Raw genomic sequence first — 21,281 nt, 5'->3', positions numbered from 1 at the left:
CCCTCAATTCCTTAAGCTTTTGTTTGCAAGTCACGGAGTGCTTGTTCCGTAATTTCATCTGCATTTTCTTGCTCATTTTTATACCAAGCAAAGAAAACTCTAGATAACAGCACTGCATAAATCAGTTCTTGAATAATTTTCATGATGATACCACCAAGTTGTTGGTCTTCAATAGCTGACATAGCAGAGAACAACTCGGGACCTGAAAGAGACAGGCCGGACAACGTTTCGGATGGTACACAGAGCTCCATAGCTTTTAGCCAAGCATCAGCATCCGTATAAGTAGCATACATCGGGTTACTAGCAAAAATAATCAGAGCACAAGCGGGTGTAATCAAAACAGCACTTCCGATAATAAAACCAATCTTTTTTAATCCGTGTAATGTCTTCTGATTTCTTGTCACATCAATGACCGACCACCACATGAAGAAGGCGGTTAGAAATAAGGCAAATGTGACTGCAGTATGCAAAGCCTCACTCATCTTAATTTGATCTAATACCATAGGGATATGGTAAATGGAAAAGAATGCGCTAAAGACAATCAAAGCAAGTAGCGGTTTCGTGACAAAATTAAATAGACGCGCGAAGGTTTGATTTCTAAACATACCTTCCCAAACCCACCAAGGAATTCCCTTCATTAGCAGAATAGGAATTAACAATAGTAAAATTGCCATCTGAGCCATATGGACTGAGAACATGATGTGACCTAGCAAATCAATTGGTGAACCTTTAACGATATAGAGTAAGATGATTCCGCTTAGAAAATAGGCCTTTTCTTTCGTCCCGACTGGCTCTGACTCTTTAAAAAGAGAACGACCAGATCCTATCAAATAGAAATAACCAATTACAACGAGTAGTAGTATATAAATCAAATAAGGGCTCCAGTTAGCTACGAAGCCAAAAGTCGATAATGACAAGGTGGACCACCTCTCCTTAAGTATGTCGCTACTTGTATTATAGCCTTGCCCCAAGTGAACATTCAATGAACAGAGCGTGAACAATATTATTCCATAATAAAAAGGGCCCCAGAGGGACCCCCTTTTTATTACCACCATACAATCGTTAAGAAAGTAATAACGAATGTGAATCCGAACAACGCACCGCTATAAAGGAAAAACGCAGGCATATTGTGACCTTTTTCACTCATGTGCATGAAGTAGTAAAGTTGCAACACAACTTGTATTGCAGCAAGCAACAAGATGACTGGACCTACGTAATAGGCAGACATTCCAGCTGCAACCGCGGCAAAAGCGATAAATGTTAAGAAAATCATGATTGCAAATGTCACAACTTGCATTTGCATTGTCTGTGAACGTTTACGACGCGCATATTCATATTGCGTCTTATTTTTTGCAACCACTACATGTGTATCGTGACCCATCTTAACCCATCACTCCCATCAAGTATACTACTGTGAAGATGAATACCCACACAACATCGATGAAGTGCCAGTATAGTGAAGCAGTATAGTATTTTTGAGCCGTGTAAATTGATAATCCACGTTTTGCATTACGAAGCATCAACAGGATGATCCATCCTAATCCGATGACTACGTGCAACCCGTGCATTCCGACTAAGGTAAAGAAGGAAGAAGAGAACGCACTTTGTGAATAAGTGAAACCGATGTGTACATAGTGATAGAACTCATAAATTTCTAGAGCTAAGAATCCAAATCCAAGAAGGACCGTAATGGCCATCCACGTTTGAACACCGCGGAAATTAAAGTTTTTCATATGGTACATTGCATAAACAGATGTCAAAGATGAAGTTAATAGTAACATCGTCATGACAAAAACTAGTGGTAGTTCAAACAAAGACTGTGTAGTAAATTCCATACCTTCAGGTCCTTTGTTTTTAAGAGCCAAGTATGTTGCAAACAAACTTGCGAACAGTACAGTCTCTCCACCAAGGAATAGCCAGAAGCCTAAGAATTTATTCTTACCTTCAAGGTTTGCCGTTTCCGGATGTTCCGGCCACGTTTGAGGGGTATATTTCACTTCTTCAGCCATTAGTAGTTACCCCCTTTGTGATCCATTAAATCTTCTTTATGAATGTGATACCCGTGATCATCTTTCAATGAACGAGTAGCCATAGAAGCTAATGTAATACCAAGACCGATGACTAGGACTGGCACAGCCCAAGCTTTTTCCCCATTATATAATGCACCGAATGCTGCAATGAACAATCCAAGTGACATTACGAAAGGAATGAACGAGTTGTTTGGCATGTGGATATCGCTAAGTGGTTCAGCGTAACTCATACCTTCTTTGTTGCCTTCTTGTTTTTCAATCCAGAATGTATCTAGACCACGAACAAGTGGTGTACGTTTGAAGTTGTAGAACGGCACTGGTTGTGGAATCGCCCACTCAAGTGTACGTCCATCTTTCCAAGGGTCATTTCCAACTGGAACATTTTTCACTGTAGTCATCACAATGTTGATTACAAGTACGATAACACCAATTGCCATCAAGATTGCACCCATTGAACTGATGAAGTTGAATAGATCCCATCCTTGTTCTGCTCCGAATGTGTAAACACGACGTGGCATACCCATTAGACCCAAGAAATGCTGAACAAAGAATGTTGCGTGGAATCCTAGGAAGAAGAACCAGAATGTAATTTTTCCTAGTTTTTCACTTAACATTGTGTTGAACATTAACGGCCAGTACAAGTGAAGACCAGCTAAAATCGCAAGTACTACCCCACCAACGATTACGTAGTGGAAGTGAGCTACGATAAAGTACGAATCGTGCAATTGATAATCAAGTGGTGCAGCTGCCTGCATAACACCTGTTACCCCACCTGCTACGAACGATGGAATGAATCCAAGCGCGTATAGCATTGGTGTAGTCACTTTAATGCTACCGCCCCAAATGGTAAGTAGCCAGTTAAAGATTTTAACACCAGTTGGAACAGCAATAGCCATTGTTGCTACAGCGAAGATTGCGTTTGCTGTTGGCCCAAGACCTACTGTGAACATGTGGTGAGCCCATACCATGAATCCCAAGAAACCGATAAGAACAGTTGCGAATACCATCGCTGAGTAACCGAATAGACGCTTACGTGAGAAGATGGCAAAGATTTCAGAGAAAATACCGAAAGCCGGTAAAATCAAGATGTATACTTCCGGGTGACCAAAGATCCAGAATAAGTGCTCCCAGATAATCGTGTTTCCACCCATAGTGTGATCAAAGAAGTTGGCTCCAAACATGCGGTCAAAGATCAAGAAGAATAGACCGATTGTTAATGGAGGGAAAGCGAAAAGAATTAGTGCAGATGCGACAAACGTAGTCCATGTAAATAGTGGCATACGCATATATGTCATACCAGGTGCACGCATGTTAATGATTGTTACTAGGAAGTTGATCCCGGCGATATATGTACCTGCCCCGGAAATCTGAAGTCCAAGCGCATAGAAGTCAATACCATGACCTGGAGAATACAAGGATAGAGATGCATAAGATGTCCACCCTGCATCAGGTGCCCCACCCATGAACCAAGATAAGTTTAGGAAGATTCCACCGAAGAAGAACAACCAGAAACCAAGTGAGTTTAGGAATGGGAATGCAACGTCACGCGCTCCAATTTGCAAAGGAACAACGGCGTTCATATATCCAAATAATATCGGCATGGCTGCAAGGAAAATCATTGTCGTACCATGCATGGTAAGAATTTCATTATAAAGTCCGGCACTTAAGAAGCTGTTGTCCGGAACAGCTAACTGGATACGGATCAACATTGCCTCGATACCACCGACAACGAAGAAGAACCCACCAGATGCTAAATAAAGGATGGCAATCTTTTTATGGTCTACGGTAGTTAACCAGTCCCATAAAGCAGAGCCAAAGCCTTTTTTCTGTGCGATTGCGCTCACAGTTTCTACCTCCTTCGACTATTCTCTATTTTCTACAGATAAGCCCATTAAATACGCTGCTAATGCGTTTAGCTCTTCATCCGTTAAGTCTGGATAAACAGGCATTGTATTGCCTTCTTTATACTCTTGAGAGTTTTTAATCCATCCTTTTAGGTTTTCTTCATTATGCTCTAGGTAACCAGCAATACGGTTACGATCCCCAAATGTTGCTAAGCTAGGGCCTTGTCCGCCCGCTGAGCCAGCTCCAGAAGTGGCGTGACAACCGATACAGCTATTGTCTACGAATAATTGTTCACCTTGAACAGCTAAATCTTCTGTTGGTGCAGTTGGCTCTTCAAGAGCAGCTGCTACCCAAGCATCAAAGTCTTCACGGTTAAGTGTTTTTACTTTGAAATCCATCAATGCGTGTGATGGGCCACAAAGCTCAGCACATTTACCATAAAACACGCCGTCTTTTAAGCCTTCTGATTCTTTATCAAATTCAAGGTAGAATTTGTTTACGTTTTCAACATTCGTATCTAACTTACCACCGATTGATGGAATCCAGAACGAGTGCTTTACATCTGCTGCTTTTAAGTTAAAGTAAACTTTCTCCCCAGTAGGAACAACCAATTCTTGTGCTGTAACGATTCCAAGATCCGGATATTCAAATTCCCACCAGTAAAGTTTAGCAGTTACATTAACTGTTAATGCTGTTTTGTTTCCTTCTTCATCTACTTGCTCCATGCCGCTGACTTCAGCTTGTTTGTAAGTTAACCAAACTGTAGGTACTGCAAGAATCAAAAGCAAGATGATTGGAATGATTGTCCAAACGATTTCTAGTTTCGTGTTTCCTTCAACTTGTTCAGGAATCGTATCTTCCCCAACTTTTGAACGTCGGAACTTCATAAGTGCCAATACATAGATAACAACAACGACAATAATTACAAAGGTCATGATTGCTGTTGAGAGAATCAACAAATCAAATTGTTCTGATGCAACTGGACCTCGTGGAGTCAAAGTTGAAATTTGCTCTTGGCCACAAGCAGCTAAGAAAAACACAAGCGCTGCTAGCATTGAAAAGAGTCGCCATTTTTTTAGCCCTTTCATCATCGCTAAATCAAACCCCACTTTCATAGTTGTAATGTTCTTCAATTTCGGTGTGCTTGCTCTAACAATCCAACTACTTAAATGAAGATTGCAAAGATCACAATCGACACAAATAAGATTGTCATGTAATTAAGAGAGTAAACAAACATTTTTGTTGCCCACTTTAAGTCATCTTGTGCTTTATAACCGGCAATTGCAAGCCATAGCCAACCAAGATTTAAAGCAGTTGCTAAGATTAAGAATCCTGTTCCTAAAGAACTTAACAAGAATGGCACTGGAAGCAGTGCAATAACCCATAGCAACATTGACAATTTCGTTCGTTTGAAGCCTTTAATTACAGGTAGCATCGGAATGTTTGCTGCACGGTACTCTTCAGTCCGCTTCATCGCTAGAGCATAGAAATGCGGTGGTTGCCAAATAAACATAATTAAAAATAATGCCCAAGCTTCCCAGCCGATGACCGGTTCAATTGCAGCCCAACCAATGATTGGTGGGATAGCTCCTGAAATACTTCCTACTACCGTATTGCTCACATATTTCCGCTTAGACCACATAGAGTAGAGCACGACATAACTAATGATGCCGGCAAGTCCCCAAACACCAGCAGATGTAGATGCCATAAATAACAATAATTCGCCTACAACGAGTAAAGTCAGAGCAATCGTCAGAACCATTGAACTGGAAAAACGACCTGTTACTGTGGGACGTTTACGTGTTCGTTTCATAATCGGATCGATATCTTGGTCAATCCAGTTGTTCATAGCTGCAGAGCCCGCTATGATGAATGCCGAACCCCCAATTGTCAGCAGTACTAGATCAAATTCCTGTATAAAGCTGCGTCCTGTCAGTTGAAATGCCAACCACATCCCTGTGAATACCGTAATCAAGTTGGAATTGACGATTCCAATTTTAATTAGCGCTAGGAAATCTTGCATCCACGTAGTCGATTCAACAGTTGGCTCTGAAGTAGCAGCAATTGTCGTACTGTTCGACATGTTGCGCCTCCTTTCATCAATGTAAGCATAATCTGCTACTCTTAACTATAACTAAAATCCACATAGATTTCTAGCTAGTTCCGAGAATTTCACAATTTATGGCCCACACCATCATTTTGTCGTAACAACTTAATAGTAATGGATTTCCGTCTAAGAGTTGTGAAGAGGAAGGTACGAATTTATGAACAAAGTGTGAAATAACAAAGGCATCTTTAGGGAGACGGGGTGTTGACATTGTTTTTTAGCCGTAGGTTCGCTATTATCAAAGAGCAGATATGGTAGAGAAATGAAGGTGAAGTAGTGAAAATACATCCATTATTAAAAGTGCTCGCTGTTCTTTCCACTTTAGGGATGCTGCTAATTCTATTAGGCGGTGCTCTAGTTACTAAAACTGAAAGTGGACTTGGATGCGGTCGTAACTGGCCTGACTGTAATGGGAACCTTATTCCTAAAGAAATTACAGCAGAAGTCCTGATTGAGTTTTCCCATAGAGCCGTTACACTTGGTGTCAGCGTCCTTATTTTGGCTCTAGCTATTTGGTCTTGGAGAAAGATCGGTCATGTACGCGAAACAAAATTTTTAGCATTTATCTCCGTGTTTTTCTTAGTGTTACAAGCTCTTATCGGAGCTGCACAAGTTCTATGGGGCCAAGGTGACTTCATATTAGCTTTACACTTTGGAATCTCCTTGATCTCGTTTGCAGCAGTCTTCTTGCTTACACTTTTGGTTTTTGAAGTGGACAAGAAATTTGAAACAAATAAAATTTCTATTGATTCTAAACTTCGGTTTCACACAATTGGCGTGACACTTTATTCTTATGTAGTGATTTACACCGGAGCCCTTGTACGTCACACAGATTCAAGCCTGGTGTGTAGAGATTGGCCGCTTTGCCGCAATAATGAGTTTGGATTACCAACGAATATGTATGAATGGGTGCAGATGGGTCACAGGGTAGCAGCTGCAGCCATCTTTATCTGGTTGCTCTACATCATGATTTATGTCATTAAAAACTACAAATCACAGAAAGTCATTTACTACGGTTGGATTATTGCATTTACGCTTGTTGCTCTCCAAGCAACGACGGGAATGCTATCGGTTCTTACTCGACTAAACTTGTTCGTCGCCTTGTTCCACTCCCTATTTATCACGTTGCTGTTTGGATTGCTTTGTTACATGATTCTTCTTGTTTCAAGAAGTCGTGCCAACTACCACCGTGACTAAGGAAAAAGCCTGTCAGCTAATTAGCTGACAGGCTTTTCTGTTACCCTTTTTCGATTTCGATTAAAAGATCTCCTGGAGAAATGGCTTCTCCTGCGACAACGTGAATTTCTTGGATGGTTCCGTTAAATGGTGCTTGAACTGTTGTCTCCATCTTCATTGCCTCTGTAATTAGTAAGTGTTCGCCGCGTTTTACTTTACTGCCTTTTGCAATCGCAACTTTCAAAACTGTACCTGGCATAGTAGCACCAATATGAGAGTCGTTTCCTGGCTCAATCTTGCGGCGTGCTACATGGCTCACTTCTACATTCATATCTTGAATATAGATTTCACGTGGTTGACCATTTAGCTCAAAGTAGATAGTCCGTTGCCCTTCTAAGTTTGCATCACTGATAGATACAAGCTTGATCATCAACGTCTTCCCTTTTTCAATCTCTACTTCAATTTCTTCACCAAGTTTCATTCCGTACAAGAAAGTCGGTGTATCAAGTACAGACACATTCCCGAACTGATCCACAGTCGTACGATACTCATCGAACACTTTTGGATACAGTAGGTAGGCTAGCACTTCGTGACTGCTTACAGGGCGGCCAATCTTTTTAAATAGTTCTTCACGAACCTGTTCAAAATTAGCAGGCTCTAAAAGTTCACCTGGTCGAACTGTGATTGGTTTACGATCTTTCAGAATGACTTCCTGCAATTCTTCAGGGAATCCACCATACGGTTGTCCGATATACCCTTCAAAGAACTCAATTACAGAGTCTGGGAAGTCCAGTGTTCTTCCTTTTGTTAGCACTGTATACTCATCTAGATCATTTTGTACCATGAATAATGCCATGTCCCCTACTACTTTTGAAGATGGAGTCACTTTCACGACATCTCCAAACAGTAAGTTAACAGAGGAATACATGTCTTTCACTTCTTCCCAACGTTCGCCTAATCCAACTGCTTTAGCTTGCTGTTGAAGATTCGAGTATTGACCACCCGGCATCTCATGTACATAGATTTCAGAGTGGGGGCTCTTCATTCCGCTTTCAAAGTCGCTGTAGTATTTACGAACTTCTTCCCAATACTGGGATAACGCTTCGAGTTCTTTCACGTCTGCTCGGACGTCACGGCCTGTGCCTTTTAGTGCATAGGCAAGTGAACTTGCAGAAGGTTGTGAAGTCAACCCACTCATTGAACCAAGTGCTGTATCGACGATGTCTACACCAGCATCGATGGCACGAGCATACAAGAACACACCATTTCCACTTGTATCATGAGTGTGCAAGTGAATTGGCAGATCCGTCGTGTCTTTTAATTCACTAATCAGACGGTAGGCAGCTTCCGGCTTTAATAGTCCGGCCATATCTTTAATAGCTAAAATATGCGCGCCAGCTGCTTCTAGCTCTTTCGCCATGTCTTTGTAGTATTGCACTGTGTATTTTTGACGGCTGTCATCTAAAATATCTCCTGTATAACAAATCGCTGCTTCTGCTAACTTTCCAGCTTGGCGAGTTGCATCGATAGCCACTTCCATTCCTTTGATCCAGTTGAGACTGTCAAAGATACGGAATACATCGATTCCTGCATCTGCAGACTTTTGAACAAATTCACGAATGACGTTATCCGGATAGTTCTTGTACCCAACTGCATTTGCTCCGCGTAGAAGCATTTGGAACATTACGTTTGGAATCTTCTCTCGTAACGTCAGCAAGCGGTCCCAAGGATCTTCTTTTAAGAATCGGTACGCAACGTCAAATGTAGCTCCACCCCACATTTCAAGCGAGAATGCATCTTGCATTCCATGCGCCGTTTGATTGGCAATCTGGAACATGTCGTAAGAGCGGACACGAGTTGCAAGTAAGGACTGGTGAGCGTCACGGAAAGTTGTATCCGTAAGCAACACATCATCTTGCGCTTTAATCCACTTGATGACCCCTTCAGTGCCTTCAGAATCAAGCAATTGTTTTGTACCGCTCAATGACTTTACATCAAACTTCTGATCCGCTTTTGGTGGTAAGTGGAACACAGGCTTTGGCTTCCGCTCAATACCTGGGAATCCATTGACACTGATATTCCCAATATAGTTGAGTAATTTCGTTCCACGGTCTTGTCGAGACGGGAATAAGAATAATTCAGGAGTGCTATCGATAAAGCTTGTATTGAACTTCCCTTCGATAAAGTTCTGGTGCTTGACCACGTTTTCAAGGAACGGAATGTTCGTTTTGATTCCCCGAATACGGAACTCTTGTAAGTTACGATCCATTTTGGCAGCTGCTTCTTTAAACGTCATGCCCCAAGTCGAGACTTTGACGAGTAACGAATCGTAGTATGGCGTTATGACCGCCCCTTGGAAGCCGTTTCCTGCATCCAAACGGACACCAAATCCTCCTCCAGAACGATAAACCATCAGCTTACCTGTGTCAGGCATAAACTGATTCAGAGGATCTTCTGTTGTAACACGAGACTGGATCGCAAATCCAAATAAAGGAATCTCATCTTGAGCTGGAATTCCCATCTCTTCGCTTGTCAAACTCAATCCTTGGGCAATCTTGATTTGGGAATGCACGATATCGATACCCGTGATCATTTCCGTAATCGTGTGCTCCACTTGGATACGTGGATTGACTTCAATGAAATAAAAATCATCTTCTGTAACTAAGAATTCCACAGTCCCTGCATTGATATAGCCAACATTGTTCATCAATTTGACAGCAGCATCACAAATTTCTTGTCGAAGCTCTTTGCTCAACGCGTTCGACGGTGCAATCTCTACGACTTTCTGGTGACGACGCTGAATGGAACAATCGCGTTCATATAAATGAATGAGGTTCCCATGGCGGTCTCCTAATATCTGTACTTCAATATGTTTTGGTTTGTCTACGAATTTTTCAACGTAGACTTCGTCCGAACCAAAAGCCGCTTTGGCTTCTGATTTTGCACGGTCATACGCTTCTTGCAAATCTTCCTTGGTTGGCACAACGCGCATGCCTCGGCCGCCGCCCCCTAAAGCTGCTTTGATCATGAGAGGATAGCCGTATGTATCACCAAATGCCTCAAGCTCTTCCATGGACTTAATGGGACCGTCGCTCCCTGGAATAACGGGAATGCCTGCTGCAATAGCTTGTTCACGAGCTTTCACTTTGTCACCGAACATATCTAAGTGTTTCGATGTAGGCCCAATGAAGATAATCCCTTCTTCTTCACAACGCTTAGCAAATTCGAGATTTTCAGATAAGAATCCGTAACCAGGGTGAATGGCGTCAACGCCAGCCTCCTTGGCAATTTCAATAATATTTTCAATGTCTAAATACGCATCGATTGGCTTTTTGCCATCCCCCACCAGATAAGATTCATCTGATTTAAAACGATGAAAAGATCCACTATCTTCTCGTGAATAAATGGCTACCGTCCGAATTCCTAGTTCCGTACATGCACGGAATACTCGAATTGCGATTTCCCCTCGGTTTGCCACTAAAATCTTGTTAATCTTGTTCACTTTTCATCGCCACCCTTTGTTTATTTTTTTGATTTCTCGTAACGTGCGAACATCGTGACGTTCATTAAAATTCCAAGTGCTGCTGAAAATAAAATAAGAGCTGTTCCTCCGTATGAAATAAACGGAAGAGGTACACCTGTAAGTGGAATTATTCCTAACATCCCACCGAGGTTTACAAACGTTTGGAAGCCAAAAATTGATGCGATCCCGGCAGCAATCATCCGGCCATGTGGGTCGCGCCCTGTCAAAGCAATCGAGAGGCCTTTAAAAACCAAGAAGAAAATTCCGGCTAGTATAATGACGACTCCGATAATTCCTAATTCTTCCGCAATCACTGCCATGATAAAGTCTGTATGTGGCTCTGGTAGATACCCGTATTTCTGATTTGAATTCCCGAGTCCTAGTCCAGTTAAGCCCCCTGAACCAATAGCCAAATAGCCATTGACGATTTGGTATCCAAAGGATTCTTCATACGCAAACGGATTAAAGAAAGCCTCTAGGCGCCCCAATCGTCTCGGTGTAATAATAGTGTCCCTAAAAAAGTATAGCAAAATACCAATTATCAGAAAAGCGCTAATAATTAGTCCAAGGAGTTTTGAGAACACTCGGAACTGAACTCCACTAGCGATAATAACGGTAATACAAACAAATGTAATGATCATCGAGTTCCCTACATCTGTCTCGAGCATAATAGAACCAACTGCCGCAGCCATAATAAGAATGGGTGGATAAATGGAATTAGTAAGGTCATTCAAAGTTCCTTTTTGAATTTTTTTTGCAAACAAACTAGAAAAATACAAAACAAGCACAATTTTAGCTACTTCCGAAGGCTGTAAATTGAGGGGGCCAATGTATAACCAGCTTTGAGATCCTGCCGCTCCACCACTCCCAATAAAATGCACCAGGATCAGTAGCAAGAACATCACACTGACCATCGAGATCATAACGAACTTGTTTTTGAAGTGTTTATAAGGAAATAAAGACATGATGAAAAAGACAGGAATCGCTAAGAAAAGGTTTGTTTTTTGTTGCTGGAAAAAGTGGTCAGGAGCCCAATCATACCGTTCGACAGCCCAGTAAAACGAGGAACTGTAAATCATGACCAGTCCGAAGACGACAAGTACTAAATAAACAAATGCGATTGAAAAGTCTGCGTAATGCAAATACCGTTTTAAATAAGTTTTCATGGATAACACACCTTGTTGTTGTAAGAATTTTTCATGATGCACACTTTCATATAGTAAAAAAACTCAAACACGAATTGTTTGAGTTCATTTACGATCTGTATACGTTTCATGAAGTAGGGACATCTCTTTTTCAAGAGACGCGAGAATTTCTTTTCCTTCTTCACGTTGAATTAATCCGAGCTTTACTGCAAAATCGATTTCTCGAGATAGACCAAACATCTGTGTATCTAACACCTCTTCGTAGAGAGGACATTGTGGCATCGTCAAGTTATCTAGCTGTACCTTAATCAATTGTGCAATTTTATCTGCATCTGTCTTAAGAAGAGATAGCGCTTTGTCTCGATACGACTGCTCCATCTGTAGATCCATATGAGGACGCCCCCATCTAAAATTTCTAGTTTACCTTATTAAAGTGTATCTTTCTGCTAGTAAAATTGCAAGTAGAGACCGTACACCTCTAAGGAAAAATACTTTGTTTCCATGTTTTTTCAAGGTATACTTACATCAGATTAGAGATGGAGGGAACGCATAAATGGATATGATTATTCCGGTAAAAGGTGCCGTTAAGTTTCCGATTACCATTGATCCCACCGTGTGGATTTTTGATGATCGCAAAGTAGATATTGAAGAATTTTTCGGAGGCCACTACGAAGAAGTGGATGCAGACGACACTTATACAGACGTCACATCGAAACAATGGTCTCGTGAAATTACAGAAGGCGCGGTCTTCCCGCCAACACTAAAATCCGAAAAAAAATATGAGCGCACAAAGCTTTTAACGAACTCCTATGCCATGCCTTTAGAAACATTTATTTTAAACTCAGAACCAACAGCAGAAGCTAAAGAACTCGTGGTTGAAACGAACGGTCAAGAGGAACGTTTTTCATTGTCTGAACTTCCGAACCTCTTAGTTCAGTTCAGTCAAGAAGGGAAACCACTACGAGACGATGGGCCAGTCTACATCTTATTTAAGGACGGTAGCAACTTAAATTCGCCACTTAAACACGTTAGTGCGTTTCGGGTAGAATAATATGCGTGTAAAATGCGTTATTTGTGACCGAATCGACCGTTTAGAGGACGATCTACCTCTTGCAAAGAAATTGCGCAACCGACCTATCACGACTTATATGTGTCCAGATTGTTCGGAACGTATTAAAGACAATACTGAAAAACGGATTGCGACGGGCAATTTTCGGTTCTTCCGGAGCTCTCATCCTGCAGAAGAAGAATTTTAGACAAAACTAGCACTCCCTTAAGTATGAGGAGTGCTAGTTTTTTAGGTTGAGCGAGCGTTCTTCAGCAAATTTGAAGTTCCTTTAGACAGAATTGAAATTCTTAAACGCAAATTACAATTCGCTTTAGACAAATTCTCAGTTTTTTTCGACCGAACTCATTTCATACAAAAACCTCGGAACCGATTTTGGCTCCGAGGTTTTTACTATGCGGCTGAACCTCGTTTTTCAAGGCGCATCCGGATTTTATAGATGATAAGAATCAAGGCAGCTACAATCAGCCCTTCGACAATCGGTAAGAAGAATGCCAAGAACGTCAAAACGAGACACCCGATAAATAGGAATAGATAGATCACAATGTTTTGACCTAGGCGCAGACGTTTCGCAAACCCCAGCTTATAAACGAGTACGGATAGCGCAAAAATGATGGCAAATAACACATAGCCTGCTACATCATAGTTGGGCATTTGTTCGTAGATAAATCGAGATAGCGCGGACATCCGTCCAAAGACAAATTCTTGCTCTTCCACTTAGAGTCTCCCCTTCCTAGGATTGCTCAGCGTACTTTTGCTTCTTCGCAATGCGCTCACGTTCGTTCTTATCAAGAAGTTTTTTACGTAAACGGATAGACTGAGGTGTGATTTCACAGTACTCGTCATCGTTCAAGTATTCTAAAGCTTCTTCAAGAGTCATGATACGTGGCTTTTTACGAGTTGTTGTTGCTTCTTTATTGGCAGAACGAATGTTGTTGGCAGCTTTTACTTTTGTGATGTTGACTGTTAAGTCGTTGTCACGTGTGTGCTCTCCTACAATCATCCCTTCATAAATATCTGTACCTGGCTCAACGAAGATCGTTCCACGATCTTCAACACCAAGAATTCCGTACTCAGATGCTTTTCCTGTTTCCATAGAAACAAGTACACCTTTAGAACGGCCACCCACGCGACCTTGTGCCATTGGCTGGTAGCTGTCGAATGTGTGGTTGATGATTCCGTAACCGCGTGTAAGCGTTAAGAAATCAGTTGTGTATCCGATCAAACCACGAGCAGGTACCATGAAGATCAAACGAACTTGACCTGATCCATTGTTGATCATGTCGAGCATTTCACCTTTACGCTCACCCATAGATTCGATGATAGAACCTACGTGCTCTTCAGGAATGTCGATTTGAACGCGCTCCACTGGCTCCATACGAACGCCATCGATCACGCGAACGATAACTTCTGGTTTTGATACTTGAAGCTCGAAACCTTCACGACGCATGTTCTCGATTAAGATCGATAAGTGAAGCTCACCACGACCTGAAACGACCCAAGCATCTGGAGAATCTGTTTCTTCTACACGTAATGAAACGTCTGTCTCAAGTTGTGCAAGTAAACGCTCTTCGATTTTACGAGCTGTAACCCATTTCCCTTCGCGACCTGCGAATGGACTATTGTTTACTAGGAACGTCATTTGAAGAGTTGGCTCATCGATACGAAGAATTGGAAGAGCCTCCGGTTGTTCAATCGGACAAACCGTTTCCCCAACGTTGATATCTTCCATACCAGATACAGCAATCAAGTCTCCAGCTTTAGCTTCTTGAATTTCAATACGCTTTAAGCCCATGAAACCGAACATTTTTGTAACGCGGAAGTTTTTCACTGTACCATCAAGCTTCATTAAAGAAACTTGTTGTCCAACGTTCATCGTTCCACGGAACACACGTCCGATACCAATACGTCCAACATAGTCGTTGTAATCAAGTAGAGCTACTTGGAACTGAAGTCCTTCGTCGCTGTTATCTACTGGTGCAGGAATTTTTTCTACGATTGCATCGTAAATTACTTGCATGTTTTCTTCTTGATCAGCTGGATCTGAAGACAAACTAGCTGTCCCGTTGATTCCAGATGCATAGATTACTGGGAATTCTAACTGCTCATCATTCGCATCAAGCTCGATGAACAATTCAAGAACTTCATCAACCACTTCTTCAGGACGTGCGAAGTCACGGTCGATTTTGTTTACGACTACAATTGGTTGAAGGTTTTGCTCGAGCGCTTTTTTCAATACGAAACGCGTCTGTGGCATACAGCCTTCATAAGCATCGACGATTAATAGAACACCGTCTACCATTTTCATGATACGTTCTACTTCACCACCGAAATCGGCGTGACCAGGTGTATCAAGGATGTTGATTTTTGTATCTTTATATTGAATCGCTGTGTTCTTAGCAAGGATCGTGATTCCACGTTCTCTTTCAATATCATTGGAATCCATTGCGCGTTCTTCAACATGTTCATTTGAACGGAACGTGCCGGATTGTTTTAACAATTGGTCTACTAACGTCGTTTTTCCATGGTCAACGTGAGCAATAATAGCGATATTACGTAAATCTTGACGAGTATTAGTCATTTTTCCACTCCATATTCTTTTTTCGAGTCCATAACTGTGATATTATAGCACAGATAGGACAGAAAAACATCTCTCAGTTTTTCCGTTAAGGAGGAAAACACCTTGAAAAACGTAAAATGGATTTTCGTACTGTACTCGTTTCTTGCTATTTTCGCTATGGCTTCTATAGGAATTGCCGTGTCATACCGCAGTGTTCCGTTCATTTTGTTAGCTATCTTAGCTCTGATTATTGTTATGGGGCTTGGATTCAAAAAGAAAAAGGAATACAGAGAAAAAGGATTATTAGACTAGAAAAAGCTGCCCGCCGGCAGCTTTTTTCATTTCACCAAGTAATCTTTTATGAGCTCTTCAAAAAGAGCTGGATTAGCGATGACAAACGGCTGTTTCTTCAGTAAATCGAACGGGGCTCCTCCTAGAGTTCCAGATAGAGCTCCGACCTCGTTCGCAATTACCATACCTCCAGCTACATCCCAAGCAGACAATCGCATCGAGAAATAGGCGTCGAGACGACCTGTTACCACATAGCTGATTTCAAGAGCTGCTGAACCGTAAGACCGTGTCCCACGCACACGTTTGATCAATCTAGCCACTCTTTCATGGTCGATATGCCGATTAGGTGCCACCCATGAAGCATTAACTCCGATAAGGCTATCTTCAAATGCAACGGGTGTCAGCGGATGCAGTTTTACTCCGTTTTGAAAAGCGCCTTGACCTCGAATCGCGGAAATCATCTCACCTGTCATCACCTGATAGATGTACCCGAGTTCCCCAATACCATCTTTATAGATACCGACTGTGATGCAAAAGTTTCGTTGTTGATTGATAAAATTCGTGGTTCCATCAATTGGGTCCACAATCCAGACATAGCCGTCGAATGATGTGATTACGTCACCGCTTCCTTCTTCGCCTAAAAGACGGTGTTCCGGGAATTGTTTGCTTACTTGGTCAACGAAAAATTGTTCCGTCTCAATATCTATATTGGTGACCAGGTCGGAAGATGATGTTTTTTCCGTTACCGTCATTTGTTTATGTAAAGAATCTTTGATTCGTTCTCCTGCTTGTCTAATGAGCTTTTGTGCCGCTTCATCTAGTAACTGATGATTCATATGCATCCACCTTCCTCTCAGTTCAGTGTATCAAAAAAAGCACCCTCTGGCATCAAACGTGCAGTGGGTGCTTCACCTATTTAATCTAGTCATTTAAATTGATAACTCCTTCAGCTCATTTGTGATTTCAAGAAGTCGATGCTTCACGCATGCCATCTCTTTCTCGTCTTGTCGATCCATCGCATCATGAAGAGTTGCTAAGAAGTAATCCAGTTCAAGTTCCAATAAGTGTTTTCTCTCTTTGTCCATCTCATCTTTACGAACAATATGAATAACTTGGCGCATTGGAATTCCCCCTCTCTATCTTGAAATACTTGTTACAAGATTTTTACCCCGATGTCATTTAAACTAAACATACAGGAAAGGAGAATTTTTTCATGACGTATTGGACGAAAAAAGATTTTGACGTATTCAAAAAAGAAGGCTTAGAAGCACGGATGGAAGGGTTAGATGCCACCATTCGACCAAAATTTCATGAACTGGGAGCGCACTTTTCTGAGGAATTAGCCGCAAAACTTGGACATGAGATGTTTCCGCACGTAGCAAAACATGCAAGACGAACGGTAAACCCACCTAAAGATAGTTGGGTCGCATTCGCTCCATATAAACGAGGCTACAAAGCACTTCCACACTTTCAAATCGGCTTATGGGAAAGTCATGTGTTTGTCATTCTAGCTGTGATCTACGAAGCACCAACAAAACCAGCAATTGCCGATAGACTATCGAAAAAGACTTCTCTAGTCACATCTCTCCCGAAAGACTTTGTGATTTCCGGAGATCACATGAAGCCAGATGCAGAGCCTATCTCGAAATCGACAACTGCACATTATGTGCAACGGCTAGGTAACGTTAAAAAAGGAGAGCTTGTTATAGGACGCCATCTGTCAGCAGACGACGCCTCCAAACTCTCCAAGGAACAATTTTATCAATTTGTAGAAGAAACATTTGATGCTCTTCTTCCTCTTTACAGAAAAATGACGGAACTTCGCTAGACAGCTTTTGCTGTCTAGTTTTTTGTTGCCATTTTGATACGAGGTTCCCCTGCTTTTGCAGCTTTTACGACAGGATACGCATCATAGCCACTAACGTCTGCAAACTCTCGGAACGATGTCTTTTCTTCTGCAATTGATCGTACGACTTCTTTAAAAGGTTTATAGCGTTCCATTACTTGTTGTGAAGTGACACCTTTTTCGTAGGCAAGCTCAATGACTTCGAAAAATTTTACAACGGCAACCATCTCTTCAGTCGTCCAATCAATAGACAAAGGATAACTATATTCATTCGCCATTTTGACACCATCTTTCTTGTACTTCTTTCATTTGTTTATCAAAACGGGAAAACAATTCGGCAACCGCTGGCACATCGTCAATCAGTCCGACCGCTTGGCCAGCCCACCCAAATCCGTGCTCGTGTTCCCCGTCATAAATAAATTTTTTATTTGCATCCCCACTAATGAAGTCTTTCAGCGCTTCATATGTAGGAGTTGCATCCTCGATACTTAAAATCTGCTCGGTCCAAGTAGATTTTAATGCACGTGCAGGGGCCCCTATAGACCGCTTTATGACGACCGTGTCTTGCTCCGTGGCATCTAAGATTGCCTGCTTATAGGCCACAGACGCATGCACACACTCCTTAGTTGCGATAAAGCGAGTCCCCATCTCGACTCCATCTGCTCCAAGAGCAAGCGCTGACATAATACCGTAGCCGTCTGCAATGCCACCAGATGCCACAATAGGAATTGAAACGGCTTGTGCAACCTTGCGTATCAAAATCTGAGTAGAGACATCGTCTCGACCTAAATGTCCGCCACCTTCTTGTCCTACCACCATTACGGCATCCGCTCCAAGTTCCTGCGCTTTGACGGCTTGTCGAACAGCAGCAACTAGAACGAGTTTTTTACACGGAACGCCTTTCAGCATTTCAAAAATAGGCGCAGGATTTCCACCTGTCATCGTGATAACCGGAACTTTCTCCTCTATCGCCACTTGCACCATATGTTCAAATGGACGACCATGTTGACCAATCGCAAAGTTAACACCAAACGGACGGCTTGTCATCTCTCGAACTTTGCGAATCTCCTCTCGGAGTTCCTCAGGTCCTGGTAAACTCATAGCAGTGATTTGGCCTAATCCTCCCGCATTCGAGACTGCAGCACACAAGTCGGAATAAGCGAGATATGCGAGGCCCCCTTGTATGATTGGTTTTTCAATCTGTAACAGTTCAGTTAAACGTGTTTTCATCTCTATCCCTCCCCCCCTCAGTCTATCAATATTTCTCTTTCAATAGTAGTCTGAAAATGCTATACTTCACTTGTTTTCTATTTCAACAATAAAGGTGGTTAGCACGTTGTCACAATTAGAAACTCCCTTGTTCGATGCTCTTCTCAAACATCGCAACAGGCATCCGATTCAGTTCCATATTCCTGGCCATAAAAAAGGACAAGGAATTGACCCGGCTTTTCGAGAGTTCGTTGGCGATAATGTATTGTCGATCGATTTAATCAATATTGCTCCTTTAGATGATTTACATTCTCCTAAAGGCGCTATTAAAGAAGCACAACATTTAGCAGCAGAAGCTTTTGGAGCTGATGCAACATTTTTCTCAGTTCAAGGTACAAGCGGTGCAATCATGACGATGATTTTGACGATTTGTGGCCCTGGAGACAAACTCCTCGTTCCTCGAAACGTCCATAAATCCATCATGTCCGCTATCGTCTTTGCTGGTGCGATTCCTGTATTTATTCACCCTGAAGTGGATACTGAACTTGGAATCTCTCACGGTATCTCTGCAGAATCTGTGGAACGCGCTCTAGACGCCCATCCGGATGCGAGTGGTCTTCTCGTCATCAACCCGACTTATTTTGGCTTTGCAGCGGATTTAAAGCGAATTGTCGACTTAGCTCATAGCCGCAACATTCCTGTTGTAGTAGATGAAGCTCACGGTGTTCACATTCATTTCCATGACAAATTGCCGATTTCAGCAATGGCAGCAGGCGCAGATATGGCCGCAACATCCGTCCATAAACTGGGTGGCTCGATGACACAGACGTCAGTACTAAACGTACGAGAAGGTCTTGTATCTTCCAAGCGTGTTCAATCGATTTTATCGATGTTAACAACAACATCAACATCCTATCCATTACTGGCATCTCTAGATACTGCGAGACGCCAACTTGCAATCCATGGCTACGATTTAATTGACCAAGCTATTAAAATTTCAAAAGATGCACGTAAACGAATCAACACGATTCCTCATTTGTACTGTGCCGGTGTTGAAAAGTTGCGCACATCCGCCACATTCGATATGGACCCAACTAAAATCTTGATTAGCGTCAAAGACTTGGGGATTACCGGTTATGAGGCTGAGAAATGGCTTCGTGAAAAAGCGAACATTGAAGTCGAGCTTTCGGATCTGTATAACATATTATGTTTGATCACTTTAGGAGACTCACGCAAGGAAGTCAACTTGTTGATCAATGCTTTGACTCGCATGTCAGCGGCTTTTGAGTCCGAAGCTGCAGTCAAAGAGACAGAAGTTACACTTCCAGAGATTCCAGGACTTGCGATGTCTCCACGTGATGCATTCTATGCAGAGACAGAAACTGTGAAACTTGCTGAAGCAGCAGGCCGCATTTCTGCAGAGTTTGTGATGGTCTATCCCCCAGGGATCCCGATTTTCATCCCAGGTGAGATCATCGCACAAGACAACATCGATTACATTGCGATGAATATTGAAGCAGGATTGCCTGTACAAGGTCCTGAAGATGATACTCTTGAGACCATCCATGTAATTAAAGAGACAAAAGCGATTTACTAGAAAAAAAGACACTTAAAAACCAGCATCTCTCATCCATAGAGAAATGCTGGTTTTGTTTATTCTACACCTTGAATTTCGCTAGGATCTACAAATCCATACCCTTTCTCCTGAAGCCCCACAATAATGTCTTCAAGAGCAGATGCCGTCCATTCTCGGTCATGCATCAGCAAATTGGCGCCTTCAGTTAGATAGGGTGTGTTCACCATGATGTCAGCAAGAGCCCCTGCATCTTGATATTGCTTTTCCCAGTCGTACCCATAGGTCCAGTTCATAAGGAGCATCCCTTCATCAGCTACCAGCTGTCTGCTGAAATCGGTATTGACTCCAAAAGGCGCACGGAAAAATACTGGTTTTTCACCAATGATCTGTTCTACCGCTTCATTGACTTGGACAATCTCTTGCTGTTGTTGTTCTTCAGAAATCTCACTTAAGTTCGCATGTGTCTGCGTATGGTTCCCGATTGCAAACCCCATGTCATGAATTGTCTTTAGTCTCTCTTTTTCTTCTTCGCTATCGATAAAGTGACCGTTCACGAAGAAAATCGCAGGTACTTCAAGTGCTTTTAAAGTCTCAGCCATTTCTAGACTGTATGTATCTGGTGCATCATCAATAGTGACTAAAACGACTTTTTCTTCTGCATCTTGAGTCGGTGTGAGTGTCCAATTCGCTTCGTTGAGAGCATAAGCAGGAGCCACTTCTACTTCTACTTCTTCCTCCACAACTTCTTCAACAGGTTCCTCTGTTTCTGGTTCTACCGGTTGTTCTACCTTTTCCAGATCTTCAACTTCTTCGACTGGCGCTTGTTCAGGAGCCGCCTCTTCGGACCCACAAGCAGCTAGAAAAAGACCGAGTGCGGCCACGCCAAATAGTTGTTTGTTCATAGTTG

At 42.2% G+C, this 21,281-nt stretch carries 22 protein-coding genes; 6 read left to right on the top strand and 16 right to left on the bottom strand.

Features of this window, described 5'->3' with window-relative positions; all coding sequences use genetic code 11:
- Window positions 1-11 precede the first annotated feature (11 nt).
- The 6 genes from ctaG to cyoE form a co-directional block, all read right to left on the bottom strand.
- On the bottom strand, window positions 12-917 hold the full coding sequence (gene ctaG / locus CF394_RS01810; protein WP_094941555.1) for a cytochrome c oxidase assembly factor CtaG: 906 nt from the start codon (window positions 915-917) through the stop codon (window positions 12-14).
- Between the two features lie 128 nt (window positions 918-1,045).
- Window positions 1,046-1,381: a cytochrome c oxidase subunit IVB gene (ctaF, locus tag CF394_RS01805; protein WP_094941554.1), complete on the bottom strand. Its 336-nt coding sequence runs from the start codon at window positions 1,379-1,381 to the stop codon at window positions 1,046-1,048.
- 1 nt (window position 1,382) lies between these two features.
- Window positions 1,383-2,009 carry a cytochrome c oxidase subunit 3 gene (locus CF394_RS01800; protein WP_094941553.1) on the bottom strand — a complete coding sequence of 209 codons (627 nt, stop codon included), beginning with the start codon at window positions 2,007-2,009 and terminating at the stop codon, window positions 1,383-1,385.
- Window positions 2,009-3,874: a cytochrome c oxidase subunit I gene (locus CF394_RS01795; protein ID WP_094941552.1), complete on the bottom strand. Its 1,866-nt coding sequence runs from the start codon at window positions 3,872-3,874 to the stop codon at window positions 2,009-2,011. Before CF394_RS01795 ends, CF394_RS01800 begins: the two co-directional genes overlap by 1 nt.
- A gap of 18 nt (window positions 3,875-3,892) precedes the next feature.
- Window positions 3,893-4,966, bottom strand: coding sequence for a cytochrome c oxidase subunit II (gene coxB / locus CF394_RS01790; protein ID WP_094941817.1), 1,074 nt, complete (start codon window positions 4,964-4,966; stop codon window positions 3,893-3,895).
- A gap of 74 nt (window positions 4,967-5,040) precedes the next feature.
- Entirely contained in the window at window positions 5,041-5,958 is a 918-nt protein-coding gene (gene cyoE / locus CF394_RS01785; RefSeq protein WP_094941551.1) for a heme o synthase, read from the bottom strand.
- A 300-nt stretch (window positions 5,959-6,258) separates the two neighbouring features.
- On the opposite strand from cyoE, the gene CF394_RS01780 reads away from it, so the two are divergent.
- On the top strand, window positions 6,259-7,179 hold the full coding sequence (locus tag CF394_RS01780) for a COX15/CtaA family protein (RefSeq protein ID WP_279327633.1): 921 nt from the start codon (window positions 6,259-6,261) through the stop codon (window positions 7,177-7,179).
- A 40-nt stretch (window positions 7,180-7,219) separates the two neighbouring features.
- Here the strand turns inward: CF394_RS01780 and pyc are convergent, their stop codons facing one another.
- From pyc to CF394_RS01765, 3 genes are all read right to left on the bottom strand, one after another.
- Complete coding sequence (pyc, locus tag CF394_RS01775; RefSeq protein ID WP_094941550.1) at window positions 7,220-10,660, bottom strand: pyruvate carboxylase; 3,441 nt, start codon at window positions 10,658-10,660, stop codon at window positions 7,220-7,222.
- Between the two features lie 20 nt (window positions 10,661-10,680).
- Window positions 10,681-11,847: an FtsW/RodA/SpoVE family cell cycle protein gene (locus tag CF394_RS01770; protein WP_094941549.1), complete on the bottom strand. Its 1,167-nt coding sequence runs from the start codon at window positions 11,845-11,847 to the stop codon at window positions 10,681-10,683.
- 84 nt (window positions 11,848-11,931) lie between these two features.
- Window positions 11,932-12,216 (bottom strand): Fpa/YlaN family protein, encoded by a 285-nt coding sequence (locus tag CF394_RS01765; RefSeq protein WP_094941548.1) that lies wholly within the window; start codon window positions 12,214-12,216, stop codon window positions 11,932-11,934.
- Between the two features lie 163 nt (window positions 12,217-12,379).
- Between CF394_RS01765 and CF394_RS01760 the strand changes: the two genes are divergently transcribed.
- Both CF394_RS01760 and CF394_RS01755 read left to right on the top strand, forming a co-directional pair.
- Window positions 12,380-12,877, top strand: a complete 498-nt coding sequence (locus CF394_RS01760; protein WP_094941547.1) for a hypothetical protein — start codon at window positions 12,380-12,382, stop codon at window positions 12,875-12,877.
- 1 nt (window position 12,878) lies between these two features.
- Window positions 12,879-13,082 (top strand): YlaI family protein, encoded by a 204-nt coding sequence (locus CF394_RS01755; RefSeq protein ID WP_094941546.1) that lies wholly within the window; start codon window positions 12,879-12,881, stop codon window positions 13,080-13,082.
- A gap of 203 nt (window positions 13,083-13,285) precedes the next feature.
- On the opposite strand, the gene CF394_RS01750 is transcribed toward CF394_RS01755, so the two are convergent.
- Together CF394_RS01750 and typA are read right to left on the bottom strand one after the other, a co-directional pair.
- A complete protein-coding gene (locus CF394_RS01750; RefSeq protein ID WP_243370617.1) occupies window positions 13,286-13,609 on the bottom strand; it encodes a YlaH-like family protein in 324 nt (107 codons plus the stop codon).
- Between the two features lie 16 nt (window positions 13,610-13,625).
- Window positions 13,626-15,473 (bottom strand): translational GTPase TypA, encoded by a 1,848-nt coding sequence (gene typA / locus CF394_RS01745; protein WP_094941545.1) that lies wholly within the window; start codon window positions 15,471-15,473, stop codon window positions 13,626-13,628.
- 102 nt (window positions 15,474-15,575) lie between these two features.
- Here typA and CF394_RS01740 point away from each other — a divergent pair, with 102 nt between their 5' ends.
- Window positions 15,576-15,764: a YlaF family protein gene (locus tag CF394_RS01740; protein WP_094941544.1), complete on the top strand. Its 189-nt coding sequence runs from the start codon at window positions 15,576-15,578 to the stop codon at window positions 15,762-15,764.
- 26 nt (window positions 15,765-15,790) lie between these two features.
- Here CF394_RS01740 and CF394_RS01735 read toward each other — a convergent pair whose 3' ends face one another.
- Both CF394_RS01735 and CF394_RS01730 read right to left on the bottom strand, forming a co-directional pair.
- Window positions 15,791-16,579 (bottom strand): inositol monophosphatase family protein, encoded by a 789-nt coding sequence (locus CF394_RS01735; protein WP_094941543.1) that lies wholly within the window; start codon window positions 16,577-16,579, stop codon window positions 15,791-15,793.
- 93 nt (window positions 16,580-16,672) lie between these two features.
- The gene (locus CF394_RS01730; RefSeq protein WP_094941542.1) at window positions 16,673-16,864 is read right to left on the bottom strand and encodes a YkzI domain-containing protein; all 192 of its coding nucleotides are present in this window, start codon (window positions 16,862-16,864) and stop codon (window positions 16,673-16,675) included.
- 92 nt (window positions 16,865-16,956) lie between these two features.
- On the opposite strand from CF394_RS01730, the gene CF394_RS01725 reads away from it, so the two are divergent.
- On the top strand, window positions 16,957-17,571 hold the full coding sequence (locus tag CF394_RS01725; RefSeq protein ID WP_094941541.1) for a YktB family protein: 615 nt from the start codon (window positions 16,957-16,959) through the stop codon (window positions 17,569-17,571).
- A 14-nt stretch (window positions 17,572-17,585) separates the two neighbouring features.
- Here the strand turns inward: CF394_RS01725 and CF394_RS01720 are convergent, their stop codons facing one another.
- Both CF394_RS01720 and CF394_RS01715 read right to left on the bottom strand, forming a co-directional pair.
- Window positions 17,586-17,867 carry a UPF0223 family protein gene (locus tag CF394_RS01720; RefSeq protein ID WP_094941540.1) on the bottom strand — a complete coding sequence of 94 codons (282 nt, stop codon included), beginning with the start codon at window positions 17,865-17,867 and terminating at the stop codon, window positions 17,586-17,588.
- Complete coding sequence (locus CF394_RS01715) at window positions 17,857-18,825, bottom strand: NAD(P)H-dependent flavin oxidoreductase (protein ID WP_094941539.1); 969 nt, start codon at window positions 18,823-18,825, stop codon at window positions 17,857-17,859. The genes CF394_RS01720 and CF394_RS01715 overlap by 11 nt, the downstream gene beginning before the upstream one ends.
- Window positions 18,826-18,925: 100 nt before the next feature.
- Between CF394_RS01715 and CF394_RS01710 the strand changes: the two genes are divergently transcribed.
- Window positions 18,926-20,395 carry an aminotransferase class I/II-fold pyridoxal phosphate-dependent enzyme gene (locus tag CF394_RS01710; RefSeq protein WP_094941538.1) on the top strand — a complete coding sequence of 490 codons (1,470 nt, stop codon included), beginning with the start codon at window positions 18,926-18,928 and terminating at the stop codon, window positions 20,393-20,395.
- A 56-nt stretch (window positions 20,396-20,451) separates the two neighbouring features.
- On the opposite strand, the gene CF394_RS01705 is transcribed toward CF394_RS01710, so the two are convergent.
- Window positions 20,452-21,276 carry a polysaccharide deacetylase family protein gene (locus CF394_RS01705; RefSeq protein WP_094941537.1) on the bottom strand — a complete coding sequence of 275 codons (825 nt, stop codon included), beginning with the start codon at window positions 21,274-21,276 and terminating at the stop codon, window positions 20,452-20,454.
- Window positions 21,277-21,281: the final 5 nt, after the last annotated feature.

The sequence above is a fragment of the Tetzosporium hominis genome, assembly GCF_002265435.1.
GTDB classification, from domain to species: Bacteria; Bacillota; Bacilli; order Bacillales_A; family Planococcaceae; genus Chryseomicrobium; species Chryseomicrobium hominis.
This window is presented reverse-complemented; position numbering and strand designations above follow the sequence as displayed.

Excerpts from the sequence above, each read along its gene's own strand:
- ctaF (WP_094941554.1), bottom strand. The coding sequence starts at position 1,381 with ATGGGTCACGATACACATGTAGTGGTTGCAAAAAATAAGACGCAATAT.
- CF394_RS01800 (WP_094941553.1), bottom strand. The coding sequence starts at position 2,009 with ATGGCTGAAGAAGTGAAATATACCCCTCAAACGTGGCCGGAACATCCG.
- coxB (WP_094941817.1), bottom strand. The coding sequence starts at position 4,966 with ATGATGAAAGGGCTAAAAAAATGGCGACTCTTTTCAATGCTAGCAGCG.
- cyoE (WP_094941551.1), bottom strand. The coding sequence starts at position 5,958 with ATGTCGAACAGTACGACAATTGCTGCTACTTCAGAGCCAACTGTTGAA.
- CF394_RS01770 (WP_094941549.1), bottom strand. The coding sequence starts at position 11,847 with ATGAAAACTTATTTAAAACGGTATTTGCATTACGCAGACTTTTCAATC.
- CF394_RS01765 (WP_094941548.1), bottom strand. The coding sequence starts at position 12,216 with ATGGATCTACAGATGGAGCAGTCGTATCGAGACAAAGCGCTATCTCTT.
- CF394_RS01760 (WP_094941547.1), top strand. The coding sequence starts at position 12,380 with ATGGATATGATTATTCCGGTAAAAGGTGCCGTTAAGTTTCCGATTACC.
- CF394_RS01755 (WP_094941546.1), top strand. The coding sequence starts at position 12,879 with ATGCGTGTAAAATGCGTTATTTGTGACCGAATCGACCGTTTAGAGGAC.
- typA (WP_094941545.1), bottom strand. The coding sequence starts at position 15,473 with ATGACTAATACTCGTCAAGATTTACGTAATATCGCTATTATTGCTCAC.
- CF394_RS01735 (WP_094941543.1), bottom strand. The coding sequence starts at position 16,579 with ATGAATCATCAGTTACTAGATGAAGCGGCACAAAAGCTCATTAGACAA.
- CF394_RS01730 (WP_094941542.1), bottom strand. The coding sequence starts at position 16,864 with ATGCGCCAAGTTATTCATATTGTTCGTAAAGATGAGATGGACAAAGAG.
- CF394_RS01725 (WP_094941541.1), top strand. The coding sequence starts at position 16,957 with ATGACGTATTGGACGAAAAAAGATTTTGACGTATTCAAAAAAGAAGGC.
- CF394_RS01720 (WP_094941540.1), bottom strand. The coding sequence starts at position 17,867 with ATGGCGAATGAATATAGTTATCCTTTGTCTATTGATTGGACGACTGAA.
- CF394_RS01705 (WP_094941537.1), bottom strand. The coding sequence starts at position 21,276 with ATGAACAAACAACTATTTGGCGTGGCCGCACTCGGTCTTTTTCTAGCT.